Annotated in this window: 14 protein-coding genes and 1 pseudogene; 12 read left to right on the top strand and 3 right to left on the bottom strand. The window is 43.9% G+C overall.

Annotation, left to right across the window (positions count from 1 at the left end):
* Positions 1-33: 33 nt before the first annotated feature.
* Positions 34-492, top strand: coding sequence for a GNAT family N-acetyltransferase (locus tag PMI05_RS06185; protein WP_007718744.1), 459 nt, complete (start codon positions 34-36; stop codon positions 490-492).
* Positions 493-583: 91 nt separating this feature from the next.
* Here the strand turns inward: PMI05_RS06185 and PMI05_RS06180 are convergent, their stop codons facing one another.
* Together PMI05_RS06180 and PMI05_RS06175 are read right to left on the bottom strand one after the other, a co-directional pair.
* Positions 584-1,297, bottom strand: coding sequence for a response regulator transcription factor (locus PMI05_RS06180; protein WP_007718741.1), 714 nt, complete (start codon positions 1,295-1,297; stop codon positions 584-586).
* Positions 1,298-1,331: 34 nt separating this feature from the next.
* Positions 1,332-2,495: a sensor histidine kinase gene (locus PMI05_RS06175; protein ID WP_007718738.1), complete on the bottom strand. Its 1,164-nt coding sequence runs from the start codon at positions 2,493-2,495 to the stop codon at positions 1,332-1,334.
* 228 nt (positions 2,496-2,723) lie between these two features.
* Between PMI05_RS06175 and PMI05_RS06170 the strand changes: the two genes are divergently transcribed.
* The 9 genes and pseudogenes from PMI05_RS06170 (at position 2,724) to PMI05_RS06130 (ending at position 13,423) form a co-directional block, all read left to right on the top strand.
* Positions 2,724-3,107, top strand: a complete 384-nt coding sequence (locus tag PMI05_RS06170; RefSeq protein ID WP_007718736.1) for a MarR family winged helix-turn-helix transcriptional regulator — start codon at positions 2,724-2,726, stop codon at positions 3,105-3,107.
* Positions 3,108-3,145: 38 nt separating this feature from the next.
* Positions 3,146-6,277, top strand: a complete 3,132-nt coding sequence (locus PMI05_RS06165; RefSeq protein ID WP_007718733.1) for an efflux RND transporter permease subunit — start codon at positions 3,146-3,148, stop codon at positions 6,275-6,277.
* A 20-nt stretch (positions 6,278-6,297) separates the two neighbouring features.
* The gene (locus PMI05_RS06160; protein ID WP_007718730.1) at positions 6,298-7,527 is read left to right on the top strand and encodes an efflux RND transporter periplasmic adaptor subunit; all 1,230 of its coding nucleotides are present in this window, start codon (positions 6,298-6,300) and stop codon (positions 7,525-7,527) included.
* Positions 7,528-7,656: 129 nt separating this feature from the next.
* Positions 7,657-8,340, top strand: a complete 684-nt coding sequence (locus tag PMI05_RS06155) for a polysaccharide deacetylase family protein (protein ID WP_007718725.1) — start codon at positions 7,657-7,659, stop codon at positions 8,338-8,340.
* A pseudogene (locus PMI05_RS06150) lies at positions 8,325-8,720 on the top strand (ABC transporter substrate-binding protein); the annotation flags it as partial. The gene PMI05_RS06155 and the pseudogene PMI05_RS06150, both read left to right, overlap by 16 nt.
* A gap of 176 nt (positions 8,721-8,896) precedes the next feature.
* Positions 8,897-9,664, top strand: coding sequence for an ABC transporter ATP-binding protein (locus PMI05_RS06145; protein ID WP_007718717.1), 768 nt, complete (start codon positions 8,897-8,899; stop codon positions 9,662-9,664).
* Positions 9,665-9,677: 13 nt separating this feature from the next.
* Complete coding sequence (locus tag PMI05_RS06140; protein WP_007718713.1) at positions 9,678-11,555, top strand: FtsX-like permease family protein; 1,878 nt, start codon at positions 9,678-9,680, stop codon at positions 11,553-11,555.
* A 223-nt stretch (positions 11,556-11,778) separates the two neighbouring features.
* Positions 11,779-12,402: a hypothetical protein gene (locus tag PMI05_RS06135; RefSeq protein WP_007718710.1), complete on the top strand. Its 624-nt coding sequence runs from the start codon at positions 11,779-11,781 to the stop codon at positions 12,400-12,402.
* A gap of 361 nt (positions 12,403-12,763) precedes the next feature.
* Positions 12,764-13,423, top strand: a complete 660-nt coding sequence (locus tag PMI05_RS06130; RefSeq protein ID WP_007718708.1) for a uridine kinase — start codon at positions 12,764-12,766, stop codon at positions 13,421-13,423.
* Positions 13,424-13,553: 130 nt separating this feature from the next.
* Here PMI05_RS06130 and PMI05_RS06125 read toward each other — a convergent pair whose 3' ends face one another.
* On the bottom strand, positions 13,554-14,369 hold the full coding sequence (locus tag PMI05_RS06125; RefSeq protein WP_007718706.1) for a DUF4097 family beta strand repeat-containing protein: 816 nt from the start codon (positions 14,367-14,369) through the stop codon (positions 13,554-13,556).
* A 645-nt stretch (positions 14,370-15,014) separates the two neighbouring features.
* Here PMI05_RS06125 and PMI05_RS06120 point away from each other — a divergent pair.
* The gene (locus tag PMI05_RS06120; protein ID WP_007718704.1) at positions 15,015-16,034 is read left to right on the top strand and encodes an ABC transporter substrate-binding protein; all 1,020 of its coding nucleotides are present in this window, start codon (positions 15,015-15,017) and stop codon (positions 16,032-16,034) included.
* Positions 16,035-16,120: 86 nt separating this feature from the next.
* Positions 16,121-16,526, top strand: a 406-nt coding sequence (locus PMI05_RS06115; RefSeq protein WP_007718702.1) for an iron chelate uptake ABC transporter family permease subunit, incomplete at its 3' end; no start/stop codon positions are given.

Genomic DNA, 16,526 nt, shown 5'->3' with positions numbered 1-16,526 from the left:
GATTCAAACGAGTAAAGGAAGGGAACGACTAAGATGAACATCCGCAGAGCAAAGGGACAAGAAGCAAGCGAACTGAGCGAGCTAGCCTATCGCTCCAAAGCTTATTGGGGATACAGTGATGAATTCATGGAGGCCTGTCGCGACGACCTGACGTTATCACCTGCCTATATCCAAAAACATGAAGTATATGTGCTAGAGGATGTGAGCAGCATCAAGGGCTTCATGAGTCTGGAAAAGGATGCAGAGAAAGAGCAGTGGCTATTAGGCTTTTTGTTCATGGAACCGGAGGCAGTAGGAAAAGGTTACGGAAAGGCTCTGTGGCAGCATATGGTAGAGGTGGCACAAAAGCTGGATATCCCAGTCATCACCATCCACAGTGACCCGTACGCAGAACCGTTTTACTTGTCGAGGGGTGCAAAGCGAGTAGGTGAAATCGTGTCTACCGTGTTCCCAGGAAGAGTATTGCCGTTGTTGGAAGTGGAGATCGGATAGGTACGGAGTATGGAATAGGTGCAGTCTATTCCAATCAGCATCAACGCTCAAGCATGGTTGAGGTGCTTGGGTTTTTTTGCGTTTCCTTCGCTTATTTCACGATTTTATACCGGATCGCCTTCGCAACTGCCTGTGTACGATCTACTACGCCCATTTTCTGCAAAATCCGATGGATATGTGTTTTGACGGTTCCCTCGGAGATGAGCAAGTGCTGCGCAATTTGATCGTTCCGTTTGCCGTAGGATAGCTGCTCAAGTACGTCCTGCTCTCGATCAGTCAACTGATCTAACATGACAAGAGGGGGAAGCGTAGATTCAGTATCAGAGTCAGAATGAGAGGCAGACTTGTGATTCTTTTGTTGAAACTGTAGAACCTCCGCTAGAGCCTTGGCAGCTGTAGCCGTGTAGAACAGTGCCTCTCCCTGATGGGCCCTGCGAATGAGGTCCAACATATCCTGTGAATCGGAATCCTTTAGCATATAGCCGACAGCACCTGCGCGAATACCGTCTACGATGTAATCGTACGTGTCAAAGGTTGTGAGGATTAATACTTTTATCGAAGGATGGAGTCGAGTGATTTCTCGGGTTGCATCGATTCCTGACATGTTCGGCATCTGTACATCCATTAAGACTACATCAGGAATGACTTCTCCTACGAGCTTCACGGCTTCTTCTCCATTGGAAGCCTCCCCGCTTACTTCCATATCCTTCTGCATTTTTATGACATACCCCAATCCTTGACGGATCATCGTTTGGTCATCGACCAGGACCACACGAATGGTCTCTTTTTTGTTTTGATTTGCCATGCTGGCATTCCTCCGTTCTATCGCTTTTTGCTTATCAAAGCGGAAAGCTGATGTCAATTTGAAAGCCGTGGGGCGCTCGAATGGAATAGGAAAGGTCTCCATTTAATTGCTTGGTTTGTTCTGCGATACCTGTTAAACCAGAGCCCAGTTTGATTTGATGATGATTCGTAATATTCCCATTGTCCCAAATGGAGAGGAAAATAAAGTTTTGCTTTTTTTCAATCGTGATGAAAATCTCTGTTGCATCCGAATGTCGAATGGAATTGGTAATCGCTTCTTGGAGAATCCGGTAAAGCGTAATGGTCATCTGCTGTGAGAGCGGAATATCTGGATTGGGACTGATCAAATGCATTTTGATATCGGTATGCTGTTGGGCTCGTGATAAGAGTATACGCAGTGGTGTGATTCCCAGAGAGGATTTGTCTGCGGCTAATGTATGTACAGACGAGCGTATATCATCGAGGCTTTGCTTGGATACCGAAAGCATGTCTCGCACAGCCTCCTGAGCGTCACTCGGTCCGCCTTGCAGCATGTATTTCAAGGCATTCAATTGAACGATTAACGATGTGAGACTGTGTCCCAAGGCATCGTGAACATCGCGTGCGATTCTGGTCCTCTCCTCCAGGACAGCGGCACGGAGTGTATTCACAGAGGCCGCTTGAAGTTCAGAATGAGCTTCCTGGAGTTCAAAATGCGCTTCTTGCAATTGTTTAAGATGCTGCTGACTCGCTTCCTTTGCTTGATTTTGAAGAGAAAATCCTCGTGCACCGATATACCATCCGATATAGGTCACGATAAAGCCTATTAACTCCTCAAAAATATAGTCTCCATAAAAGTACATGAAAGAAAAGGAGCATACGCCAAAAAAAGTCGCATAGTACAATGCTCGGCGTTCAAGAATGTGAAAACCAATAAAAGCTACCAATGGCAAGGATAGACCGATCTCTTCTCCTACATATAGAACCTTTATAAATGACACGGTACCAAGAACGATAATGGCGATGTCTTTTTGAAAAGGTCTCCAGTTTTTTTGGGGCCTGAGAAACATCAGAAGGAAGCAGAAGATGATGATCAGAGTGATGATAAATGGAATGGTGGGTTCATGCATGTAAGCATTTGGAATGAGAAAAAATGAGATCAATACAAAAAAACAAATGAGCAGGAAACGGGAGCGTAAAGATGCAGTTGAAGCGTTCAAGAAGACAACCTCCTTTCTTGGAATACGTACTCATTATAGTTTCATTTTAGCATGCGCTGTCGTCTATCTCCGGGTGTACGGTCTTCTATCTCTGGATAGATAAAATCAAATTCCACAATTTAACTATCCGATAGACTTCGGGGGCGAATCGTATAAGTAAAATGTGATCTGTGGAGGGGAACACCCCGAACGAGAGAGGGACCCCAAAAAATGGATAGGGAGGCTTTTATGAATGAACTGTTTCAGTTAGCGAAGATTCTACGGGAAACGAGTAGCGTGTTTTCCACGCTTTCCATGCAAGCTTTGGATTCAAGTGATATTACCTGGCAACAAGTTCTCATTCTAGAACAAATCGCGATCAGCCCGAAAACAATGGGGGAAATCAGCAAGGCAATCGATCTTTCCTATAGTACGACTTCGGGCTTAATTAGTCGGCTGGAACAAATGAACTTGGTGCGCAGATTTCGTGATAAATCGGATCGGCGAATTGTGTGGGCAGCATTGACGGAGCGTGTACCAGCGAATTGGACGGGACAAGAAGGAAGTGCTAGCACACCTGAATCGCTGCATTCCTTGCGCGCGCTTATTTTGGAGAAAGAAATACTGAGCTGATACGCTGAGCTTCCTATAAATAGAGAGGTGAAAAAATTTTGAATATATCAGAGCTGTCCATTAAACGTCCGGTCACGATGATTATGATATCGGTAGCCATCTTCATTTTTGGGTTGGTTACCTTTCCTCGATTAGCTATTGAATTGATGCCGTCGTTAAATGCTCCGGTCGCCGTAGTTGTTACCTCTGTTGAGGGGGCGGCTCCAGCTGAGGTAGAAAAGCTGGTTACCAAACCGATCGAAAATGCATTAGGCACGGTTCCGAATTTAGACAAGGTCACATCAACCTCCGTGAACGGCTCCTCCTCGGTCATCCTCCATTTCAAGTGGGGAACAGACATGGATCAAGCGACGCTGAATATGCGAGATAAAGTAGATTTGGTCCGAGGGAGCTTGCCTGAATCTGCTGGTTCACCAAGGGTATTGAAATTTGATCCGACAAGCCAGCCGATCATTGATCTGGCTGTAACTGGCGATCAAGATGTCAACAAACTGAAAAAAATCGCGGATGATGTCATTAAGTCCCGCCTGGAACGAATTAACGGTGTTGCTTCTGTCACTGTCACTGGTGGGCAAGAGCGAATTGTTGACATCATCGTGGACCCAGCCAAACTAGCTGCCTATGGATTGACATTGGATCAAATAAAGGCAGCACTAGAAAACAGTAATGTATCCGGATCAGCTGGTGCGATACGGGAAGGTGACGCAAAGTCGAGTATTCGCGTGCAAGGAGAATTCACCAATGTGGACACCATTGCACTCACTCCAATCTCTGTCGGTGGGAGCTTCATCCGATTGAGTGATATTGCCAACGTAACAGACACCATCAAAGAAGTTACCGAGCTGAGCTACATTGACGGAAAGCCAAGCTTGGGAATTTCCGTGATGAAAGGCACAGGCGGCAATACGATCAAAATCGCAAAAGACGTAAAGGCTGAGCTGGAGAAGATTAATAGCACACTTCCAGCAAATGTAGAAACAAGTATCGTTCTCGATACCTCTACATATATCCAGAGTTCTGTTGACAACACGGTAGTACATGCCCTTGCAGGTGGTGCCATTGGCGTACTCATGCTGTTCTTCTTCTTGGGCAGTCTGTCGTCTATGCTCATTGCGGTCATTGTCCTGCCTGTATCGATCATATCGACCTTCCTTTTGATGTATATGACAGGTCAAACAATCAACCTGATTTCCCTGGCAGGTCTCACGCTCGGATTGGGATCATTAGTGGACTTCGCGGTTGTTATGCTGGAAAACATTTTCCGTCAGCGGGAACAAGGCAAGAGTATGATGGAAGCGGCATTGGTCGGTTCCAAAGAAGTAGGAACCGCGGTCATGGCATCCGCATTGGCACAAATTTGCGTATTCTTACCGATTGCGCTGACACAGGGTATTGTAGCTGAGCTTTTCGCACCGTTGGCATTGACGGTCGTTTTCTCACACATCGCAGCACTCGTTTTCACCTTCTTGCTGGTTCCAATGATGAGTGCTCGCCTGTTAAAAACTGTCCCGGAGCATACAAATCATGAAAACTATCGAGGCTTCAATCCACTAATCTGGTTTAATATTGGATTTCATAAAGTGGAAAATGGCTATCAAAGGGTGCTCAAATGGGCATTGGGTCATCGAAAAACGGTGATTGGATCTGCTTTTGCCATGTTGATTGGCTCATTGTTGCTAGTTCCATCTCTCGGAGCAGGATTTTTCCCAGATATGGACCAAGGATTAATCCAGGTAGAGATCAAGCTGCCAAAGGGTACCGTTTTGACGGAAACAGAAAAAGTAATGAAGCAGGTAGAAGAAGTAGTCAATCAGGTGCCAGAAAAGAAATTGGTCAAGTCCTCGGTCGGGGGTGGCGACGGTATTTCAGAGAGCGGTGCATCTACTTCTCATAACGCAACGATCGAACTGCATGTAGGAGAGATTTCTACGAGACAGCGATCGACAGAGGAAATTGCTGTGGGCCTGCAAGAGCAAGTCAAGAATATTGCAGGAGCAGATATCAAGGTGAAATCTCTTTCCGGTGGTATGGGGGGCGGAGCAGCCATCTCGATTGAAATTCGCGGAGATGATCTGGACGTCTTAACGGAACTGAGCGAGATTGTGAAAGGGGAAATAGCCAAGGTACCGGGAACGATGAACGTATCTACCAGTGTTCAGGAAATGAGTCAGGAGTTCGATGTGAAGGTCCATACAGAGAAGGCGAGCTTGTACGGATTGACAACAAATGAAATCCTCTCTGCTGTGCGAACTTCTTTCCAAGGTCAAACGGTTACCCAGTATCGTACGGGCGAAGATGAAATTGATATCAATCTCAAGCTGCCAGAAGACTATAAGGAAGATATCAATTACTTGAAGAACCTGCGTATTTCCACGCCGACGGGCGCTCAAATCAGTCTCACTTCCGTAGCGACCATTAGCAAAGTCGATGTACCGCCATCGATTGAGCGCAAAAACATGACGCGCGAAGTGACGGTCACAAGCGATTTGATCGGGGATAACCTGCAAGCGGCCTCGACGGAAATTACGAGTATCATCAATAAGCTGAATGTTCCGGACGGATACACCATCGAAATGGGTGGGCAAAGCGAGGATATGGGAAATTCCTTTGTGAATCTGGGTATTGCGATTCTCTTGTCCGTCGTGCTTGTGTACATGGTCATGGCTGCTCAGTTTGAATCCCTTTTCAGTCCATTTATCATCATGTTCTCGGTTCCTCCGAGTCTTACTGGGGTCATATTGGGTCTTCTGTTTACAGGCACGCCTATTACCGTATCTGTTTTGATCGGGTACATTTTGCTGATCGGTCTGGTCGTGAACAATGCGATTGTGTTAATCGATTTGATCAATCAGTTGCGTGCAAAGGGTTGGAAGTTACATGAAGCGATTTTACATGCAGGACCTGCTCGTCTGCGTCCGATTTTGATGACAACCCTCACGACGATTATGGCCATTGCTCCGCTCTCCGTTGCTGCTGGGTCTGGATTAGAGCTGCAAGCGCCAATGGCTACGACCGTCATGTATGGTTTGATTTTCTCCACCATGATCACACTCATACTCGTACCTGTGGTTACTGTATGGTTTGATGAGATGGGACAAAAGAGACGTAACAAACGCAAGCAAAAGCAGGAAAAGAAAATCCTTACCACTTTGGAATCGACAAACGTATGAGAAAAGAGGAGGAACCATTCATGATCATAAATAAAAGAATCGCGATTGTGGCCTTACTTTCCCTTACCTTGATCACAGGCTGCGCAAGCCAGGAGGATGCAGCGACGACTGCTGCCCAACCAGAAGAAACGGTTACCCCTGTACAGGTTGCAACAGTAGCACAAGGTGTGGTCACATCTGAGTCTGGACTGACTGCAAAATTGGCACCGAGTGAGGAAGTCCAAATGTCACCAAAAACCAGTGGAAAAATTAATTCTCTACCCGTAAAGCTGGGTCAGGCCGTAACAAAAGGACAATTATTGTTTACACTCGATACGAATGAGCTGTCTAACAGCGTAAGAGAACAAGAAGCAGCCCTCCGTGTGGCAAAAGCGAATTTAAACCAAGCAGGCAGCACCTCTGACCAAGGATTGGTGGAAGCACAAAATGATTTGACGGAAGCAGAACGAGCGCTTGCTGATGCAAAATTGAATCAACAACGTAATCAGCAGCTGTTTGCACAGGGAGCGATTGCTGCTGAGAAAATGGATGAGGCAAATACAACGCTCACAAAAGCCCAGATTTCCTATGACAATGCTAAGCAGAAGCTGCAAAGCGCGAAACAAAAAACAGGTGTGCAAGTATCGGCGGCGAGCGTAACGGAGTCCGAGGTCAGACTGCAAAATGCTCGTGAGCAATTGGCGAATGCAACGGTGGTGTCCCCAATCGACGGATTTGTCGCAAGCGTGACCGGAGCAGTAGGGCAGATGGCAGGCCAGCAACCCATTGTGACCGTCGTCAAAACGAATCCACTTGTGGTCAAAGCGAATTTGTCCGAAGCGGATGTGACGAAAGTAAAAGTAGGAACAGTCGTCAAAGTAAACGTGCAGTCTACAGGCAAAACGATTGATGCAAAAGTAACGGCGATTAGTCCGGTCATGGATTCGCAGCTCAAAGCCTATCCAGTAGAAATCACGATCCCGAATCCTTCCAATGAATTGAAGTCTGACATGGTCGTGAATGTTACCTTCCCGCAAGGCTCAGAAGGAGCGAAGTCACTGGTCATTCCTCGCAAGGCGGTATTTGATCGTGAAGGCAGACAATATGTGTTCAAGCTGGAAGGGGAAGCAGCCAAGCAAGTGGAAGTGTCGACGGGTAACTCGACAAGCGAGTTGATTGAAGTAGTATCCGGCCTAGCGAACGGAGATAAAGTCGTGGTAAAAGGACAGACGCTGCTTACGGATGGGGGCAAAGTAAGTATTCAGGAGTAAACAGAAATGGAAAAAAAGAGGCGGAGCAGATCCGTCTCTTTTTTGTTATAAAATGGAAAGATTATCTACTCTACCAAAAATGCTAAACAGAGTATAATTTTAGCTATGGCAGTTGATAAGGAGTCATAAATGATTATTTCCACCAAACTGTGCAAAGGGATTGCACTGCTTTTGACAGTCGTGCTCGTCTCCGGATGCTCGATGTTTGCGAGCAAAGATGAATCTACTGAGTGCCAGAAGACAGAGAAGAAACAGAAAATCACCCGATACACGGGTGAAAAAAGCAAGGCGCTGTCTCATGTATACACGGGGCGCAAGGAACTAGCTCTGACGTTTAACGGCATGGGCGACGATAAAATGATGAGAAGTCTTTTGGAACAGCTAGATTCTTATAAGATCAAAGCAACCTTTTTTCTCCCGGGCATACGTGTCGCCGAGGAGCCAAACATTGCGAAGGACATTTTGGCTCGCGGGCATGAAATCCAAAACAACACACTGAATCAGCAGGACATGAGCAAGCTCAGCTACGAGCAGATTTATCGGGAGATTCAGTTGAGTAATGAGGTAATCAAGCGCGAGACGGGTATTTCGCCTCGCTACGTGAGAACCAAATCTGGAGATGTGACGGATGACGTTCGTTTGGCAGCCGCCCATCTCGGGATGGAAGCGGTCGTCAGCTACAACATCAACCCGAAGGACCGTGATTTGCAGAGAGACGCCAAAACCATCGGAGATTACATAGCTCGCTACATGTCCAGAGGCAGCATTATCTCACTCAATACAGACATAAATCCTGAGGTCTCTACGAGCTGACCAACAAAGGTGATTTGTGGATCTTCGGTGACAACGCAGGACGCGGTGGTCAAACGGTGTACAATGCATTGAAGTTGAAAATGCCGCACGCAGACAAATCCAAAGAGCAAACCGTACAGCTGTCCATGGAAACCTTGCCAGAATACGCTGCGGATTACATGTTCGTGACTTTCTACAACCCGGACAAAAATAGCGATGCCTTGAAAACCTTACAGGAGTCCGCTGTCTGGAAAGCGACCCCTGCAGCCAAAAACAATCAGATTTTTTACAACGACTACGATACATTCTATCGCTATGACCCAATCGCGATAACAGCCCATATTGATATGTTCGTAGATATGCTAATCAAAAGACACGAAGAGAACAAAAGAAAAAAATAGCTTACAACACAAGTCATCCCTCGCTGGATGGCTTTTTTTCGTCTCACGAAATAAACCTTACAAAATGTAAAGAAAACTGTAAGGAACATCAATAGCTCCTATTCTGGAATTTGGTTACAGTTAATAGCGACGGAAACAATGAACGCTAGCCAATAGATAGAATGGAGGAACGTAGAATGAGTACTGCTGTACTAGAAGTGAAAGACGTTCAAAAAATATATGGGACAAAAGGTGAAAGCCAGTCGCATGCCTTAAAAGGTGTATCGCTAACGATAGACAAAGGAGAGTTCGTGGGGATCATGGGTCCATCCGGTTCGGGTAAAACGACTCTGCTCAACGTGATTTCCACACTGGATCGTCCAACGGAAGGCTTTATTGAAATTGCGGGAACGAACATTACACAGATGAAGCGTGACCAGCTCGCAGATTTTCGCTCGCAAAAGCTCGGCTTTATCTTTCAAGATTTCAACCTGCTAGAGAATTTGTCCGTGTATGAGAACATTGCACTGCCGCTGTCTCTGCAAGGTGTCCCTTCCAAAGAGATCAGCACCAAAGTAAGTAAAGTAGCACAAACACTCGGGATCGAAGAGATTTTGCAAAAATATCCGGTTCAAATTTCTGGAGGACAAAAACAACGCGCCGCAGCAGCACGCGCACTTGTGCATGATCCTGCGATTTTGCTGGCAGACGAACCGACGGGCGCCCTCGACTCGAAGAATGCGAAAAGTTTGCTAGAAACGATGACAGATTTGAATGAGAACCACCAAGTATCAATCATGATGGTTACGCATGATGCTTTTTCTGCGAGTTATTGCAAACGTATCTTGTTCATTCAAGACGGCAAGCTGTACACCGAGATTCAACGTACGGGGGATCGTCAGCAATTTTTCAAACAAATTCTGGATGTACTGGCCGAGCTAGGTGCATCACATGATGTACGCTAGGAGGTAACGTTTCATGCTTTTAAAGCTATCCTTGTCCAGTATGCGGAAGATGATGAAGGACTATCTGGTTCTGCTTGTGGGTCTGGTCATCTCCATTTCGATTTTTTACATGTTCCAGACGCTTGCCCTCAATTCTGATTACACGAAGAACAACTCGATGATCTCTTCGATTCAGATCGTTTTCAATGTAGGGGCGTTCCTGCTGGCGTTTATCACGATTTTCTATATCTTCTATGCCAACTCATTCCTACTCTCGCTACGGCGCAAAGAGCTCGGAATGTACATGGTCTTAGGGGCGAAGAAGGGGAAAATCAGCCAGATTTTGTTCCTGGAAACATTGACGATGGGAATCATTTCCCTGGTGATCGGTAGTCTGGTTGGTATTGCGCTTGCAAGCGGTATCGGCGTCTTGCTCATGAACCTGCTGGAGATTTCGACAGATGGGTACTATCCTTTTTATCTGCCAGCGATTTGGATGACATGGGGATTCTTCCTCATCCTGTTTATCATCACATCTACGGTCAATGCGGCTCGTTTGGCTCGTGCAACTGAGCTCGCTCTCATCCGTGCCGAGCAACAAAATGACACAATCAAGTCAAAAGGAATCGGGGCAGTTTTGGTAGCCATCCTTGGCGTTATCCTATTGGCTCTGGGCTATACATGCTTGCACTTGATTATGTACCTGCAAGCACTCGGCTTTATCGTAGGAGCTATTTCATGCACAGTCGGGACGTACTTGATTTTCATCTCGTTGTTGCCAGTTCTTGTACAGGCTTTGAAGAAAAATAAAAAACTGAATGATAGCAAGTTGAACGCATTCACCTTTGCTCAGCTGCGCTTTCGGGTGAACAACCTGACCAAAATCCTTGGTACAGTAGCAATGTTAATTGGGCTTGGTGTCGGGGCGATGGCAGGGGGCTTGGCCTTCCAGCAAAACGTTAATTTGTTTACTACGGTGTTCCATGTGTATGACATGAATCTGCATGATCCGGTTGAAGCTGATTATCAGGCGCTGAAAAAAATGAACGTTCTCAAGCAAAATACGTATCGATACAAAGTTGACGACAAAGCGTATTACTACTTGAAGGAAGACTTGCTGGCAAATCCGCTGTTGATTTCCACGAACAGCATGCAAAATTACTCTGCTGACAACAAGCCAAAACTTGTGACAGATCCGCTTCCGAAAGAAACGTATATCGTAAGTGCGTCAAAAGAAGACAAAGGTAAATACGATGCCATTCCTGAGGATTGGGACAAAGCGTTATTCACCAATTTTATCAACTACCAGATGATTGAGGGAAAATCTGTTCTGGTTGTGGATCAGGCGACGTATGAGCAAACCACTGGAAGTGAACACAAGGTTCTCCTTGCCCAGGTAGACGACTATTTGAAATACACGCAGGAATTAAAAGCAATGGATGAACGTCAAAAGCAAATGATTGGGTCTATCACAAATGTGGAAGCGAAAGACGTATACACATCTTCCAAATACAGCACGTATGCGAGCATGTATATTTTCACAAGCGGGACGATGTTCATGGGCTTCTTCCTCGGAATTGCCTTCCTGGCGATGATGGCGAGCTGTCTGATGTTCAAAATCTTGTCCGGTGCTTCCCGTGACAAAGACCGTTACAGCATGCTGCGAAAAATCGGTGTACGTCAATCGTTACTCGTAGGTTCGATCTATAAAGAGCTGTTCATGGTATTCATTTTCCCGGCGATCATCGGTCTGATGCACGTATTAATCGGTATGGAGATGTTCTCGTTCATCCTCTTGGATCCGTATCTGAACATCTGGATTCCAACGCTGATTTTCGTTGTGATCTATGCGATTTATTATTACATCACGGTTCAGCTTTATCGTGGAATTGTGTTGCCAAAAGAAGCGTAATGTTAATCGGAAAAATCCTCCTCATTTGAGGGGGATTTTTTGTCTTTTAAACGGACCGTTATAAGCAAAGGACCATTCAACTTGCTAAAGGGACAAAAACATGGGATAAGCTATATGACCAAAGAACTTTAATAAAAATTTTAAGTTTATCCCACTATATATTTTAGAAGTTTTTTCTAACTTATACCTAGGAAAGAAATCATAAACGTGAAGGAGAATTGGTATGAAAATAAACATTAAAAAAACATCCGTACGTTTGGCAGTTTTAGGATTGGCTACTGCGATTTCCCTATCTGGAGCTTTAGTAGTAAGTGCAAATGAAAACCCAACTCAAAAGACTGTAGCTCAAAACCAAGAATTGTATGCAGGAACTTACAAAAAAATCTCAGCTTCCGAAGCTCTTACCGACAAGGCTGTGAAAGCAACAATCGATAACGTCTATGCACAGTTTCCAGAAACAAAATCTTATGAGATCAGTGCTTATCAAGATGTGGTTTCAAAAGGTGAGTATGATAAGTATGTTATTAGACTTGAAAAAGATTCAAAAAACTTTTTTCACTTTGCAATAGATTCGAAAACGGGGAACGTTAGCTATACCATACAATCATTGGATGCTGCTACAGTTCTATCATACCCAAATGTAAAACCCGGGGTAGATAAATTCTATGCCTCACATCCAGAAGCAAAATCCTATGTGATTTCAAGTGCCAATATTGTAGACAACTTTGTAGGCAAATTTAGCAGATATAACCTTACGTTTACTGGAAAAGATCCCAAACAATCTATCACTATTGGAATAGATGCGAAAACGGGAGAGATTATTCCTACGAAGAAGCAAGAGCTCTAATCTGCTATCTTTGTTTGTAGGAAATAGTGTTGTAGACGGAACCTGTTTAGATGCCAAAGTTGTTTTGGAGTGAGGCTATCTAGAAAGTCGGCTTAGACTGACTTTCTAGATAGCCCCTTTACGTTTTATCACGACCATAAGGCTTTGGTTTTTTGAACGATCCTGCCCGTAGTGTAATGATAAGCACGCAGGGGGAAACTTACATAAATAGGTAGAAGGGATTGATTTTCTGCTAACGAATGAGAATTCTGTTTGAAAATGGGTATAGTGGGATTTTATATTTTCCTTTTTAATTTCATGTATGATAAAGAGGAAGAATATTGCGCTTTTATTTCGTTAAACAATATTTAAGGGGGAAAAGATGGATAAGTTATTACAAGATATCATAAATTGGATCAAAATGGCTGATGATCAGATTATTGTTGGTGTTTCAGGACATGGAGCTGCTGGAAAAACAACGTTTACCAAGGGACTCGTAAACCTACTAAATCAAAATGAAGTGAATTACATTAATACAGATTCGTATATTGTTAGTTCGAACATACGAAAGCATACAATTATCGACTATACATATCAAAACGAAAATCATTGTTATAAAATGACTGCTTGTCATCCATCAGCACATCATTTACCTTCTTTAGAAAGAGATGTTCAGATGGTTAGAGACGGTTTAGATTTATATACGATAGATGCTCATTATGTGAAGAGCGAGTTAATCTCTTCAAAAAACAAAGTAACGATTGTTGAAGGAATGAGTGTTGCATTTATTAATCCCGATTTATTTGATTTAAAAATTTACTTTTATACAGATGGTGAAACGGAATTAAAGAGAAGATTGAGCCGTGATATTGTTGAAAGAGGAACCGATATCAACTATTTAAGGCAGTCACATGAAGAACGTCGGATTCAGTACGAAGTGTTTATGCATCCGTACAGTCAGCGGTTTGATATTATTATCAAAGCTTCTGATGAAGGATTATGTCTAGAAAAAAATACATTTGATTTTAAATTATTCAACTAACCGGTTCGATAGTTCAATGAGTCAGTCTAAAACTCTATTATCAATGAACATCTGTCCGTTGATCTAAAAATGGATGCTAACAATACCAGGCCTGATCATGATTATGGCAAGCCTGGTACGATGATGACACTTAATTTTTGAATAGAATTTCGCCCACCTGTGTGGAAATGTTGAGCGTTGCATTCTCGGATTGAGCCTCACCCACATATCCATGGAGTTCTTTGGAAACAACCGATGTGGTATTTGTTGCTTTTTCAAGATTAACTTGATTATCAATATTTCCTATTTCTGTTGATAGTTTTACATATAGAGGTGCTAATTGATCCGGTAGAGCGAATTCGACGTTTCCAAGGTTAGTAGATATGTTACTGCTTTCCTTGCCAATTACATCCGTTACGGTGATGTTGCCAGCATTGCTGCTCACATTTAAATGTTGGACCGACAATTCTGACTCAATGAATATGTTGCCAACTTCATTATCTATCTCAAGGGATTTGAAGTCTTTATAAGGAAGATGGATCGTTAAGGATGGCAATGGCTCCGTATTTATGAAATTCTTTTGTTCCTGTTTAAGCATAATCTGTAATGTTCCATCTTGGATCGACGTAGTCACGTTGGTATCCATTCCTTTTGAATTGCCCTTGGATAATTCCCATTTTGCTTGATTGATTTGTTTGTCTCCTATGACTTTAACTATAGCAGCGTTACTCTGAATTTTTAGGGAATGAATGTTAGTTACATCTATTTGAGAAATATCCCCGTTTACTGCATTCGAGACATTCTTAATGTCCGATGTTTCTGAATTTGAAATTGTGTTCGTCGGTATAGTAGCGTTTTGCTGGGACGAACTTTGTGTACTAGTGACGGAGGATTCCTTCGTACATCCAGCGATTCCGATACTGGCAGCGGCCAGGAGAATCATTGCTAACTTCATGTTGTTGTTCAAACGTTTATCTTCCTTTCTTCTGCATATGCTAAACAGATCGTCATTTCAAATTACGTGATCCGTTTGTACATTAATCGTACAGTGGTCAGAAAGATTTGGTAACGGACTTTGGCTTGAACAAGAACTGGACTTAAGTCTAGAAGAGCCTCCGCCTTTAAACCTAGAGCGCCAAAAGGACAACTCGTATGGCAATATGATTAATCATCGTATTTCTAACGATTCCCGTTAGCAACTTTAAGCACCTTCATGAGGTTAGCATAAAAAGGCAACATTAATTCCCCTTGCTTTTATTATAAAGTGCACAAAAAAATAATGAGTTTCGTTCAACCAACGGGATCGATAGCGTAATAAAACAGCGGCGAGTCTAAGACTTTTTTTCAGGTCTTAGGTCGCTGCTGTTTTATTATTCGGGTTCAGTCTAAAACTAATTTTTCTGAGTCTGGAGATTTTTTTATCCAAGAACTACATAGAGTCAACAACTCTAGTCTATTACATTATTTTCAACGAACACGAAGACTTTGAACACATCCCACCGTTGACAAAGATAATGATAATCATTATCATAATTGATGATTGATTGGAAATCATGTCCATGATCCTTTCTCATTTGAAGCAACAACTAGAAAAGTAAGGGGGAAATTTTTTATGCGTCTTATGAAATTACCAGTGATGCTTGTATTTTTGTCTGCAATGCTGCTACTTGCTGCTTGCGGTAATGCGGGGTCAACTGCACAATCTGGTTCCAACCAAGCTGCTACAGCTCAGCCTGACGCGGCGAAGCCGGCTGAAGAGCAAGTGCGGACAGTGAAGCACATGATGGGAGAGTCGACCATCAAAGGCACTCCTAAGCGTATCGTTGCATTGGAATGGAGCTCAGCAGAGCATTTGTTGGCTCTTGGTATTCAGCCTGTAGGGATTGCAGATATTCCAAATATGAAAAAATGGGTGAAACTCCCTGTGGAGATTGCTCCAGAAGTAGTGGATGTAGGGAGTCGTACTTCACCAAACCTGGAATCGATCATGATGTTGAAGCCAGATTTAATTATCGGTATTAAACGAAATGTAGAAGCCAATTACGACGAAATGAGCAAAATTGCCCCAACGATTGCTTTTGATACGAATCCTGCTGAAGGTCAGGGATCACAGTATGATCGAATGATTGAGATCTTCAAGCAAATTGCGGATATCACGGGTAAAAATGCAGAAGCCGAAGTCGCTTTGAAAGACCTCGACAAGACTTATGCGGAAGCAAAAGAAAAGCTGGCCAAAGCTGGTGCAGATAAAGTTCCATTCGTCCTCGCGATGGGCTACAGCAGTCAAAATGCGGTAGAATTCCGTTTGTCTACGGATAACTCTACAGCAGCAAGCATCTTGATTAATATTGGTCTGACAAATAAGTATAAGCCTAAGAAATTCGAGCAAACAGGAATGACACTGGCAGATGTGGAGGCACTTCCAGCGTTGCAGGATGCGAATTTCCTCCATATCATTCAAAATGATGACAACGTGATTGAGAATCAATTGAAGAACAACCCAGTTTGGAACGGTCTTACTTTTGTGAAAGAAAATCGCGTCTATGCTCTGGGCGGAGATCTGTGGCCGTATGGTGGTACCATGTCTGCAAAGATTCTCGCGAATAAAGCTGTTGATCTGTTGGCAAAATAATGAGTTTAGCCAAAAATAAAATGTTTACACGAACTGACATCACTCCAGCCACTTCCTCACCAAGAGGGGGCTGGAGATTGTTCTTGATGTTAGGTAGTGGACTTGTCGCTCTGTTAGTGCTTACATTTGTCAGTTTGACACAGGGGATGGCAGACATTTCTCTGCGTTCTGTCGTACAGGCCATTATTGCTCCGCAAGACATTTCCGATCACCATATGATACAAGGTGTCAGGCTTCCAAGAACGGTCATGGGGCTTTTGTCTGGTGCAGCATTGGCTATTGCCGGAGCATTGATGCAGACAGTGACACGAAACCCGCTCGCTTCGGAAACGACACTGGGCGTAAATGCGGGTGCCTATTTCTTCGTGGTGTTCGGGATGGTTTTTTGGCCATCTTTCTTGCATGAACACCCGCTTCCATTTGCGATGGCGGGCGGCATACTCGCAGCCGTTACCGTATATTTCATGTCTGGCGGGCGAAAAGGTTCGCCAG

The organism is Brevibacillus sp. BC25 (assembly GCF_000282075.1).
In the GTDB taxonomy this organism is placed as follows: domain Bacteria; phylum Bacillota; class Bacilli; order Brevibacillales; family Brevibacillaceae; genus Brevibacillus.
The sequence above is the reverse complement of the archived record's forward strand: the minus strand, read 5'-3'. Positions and strand labels throughout refer to the sequence as shown.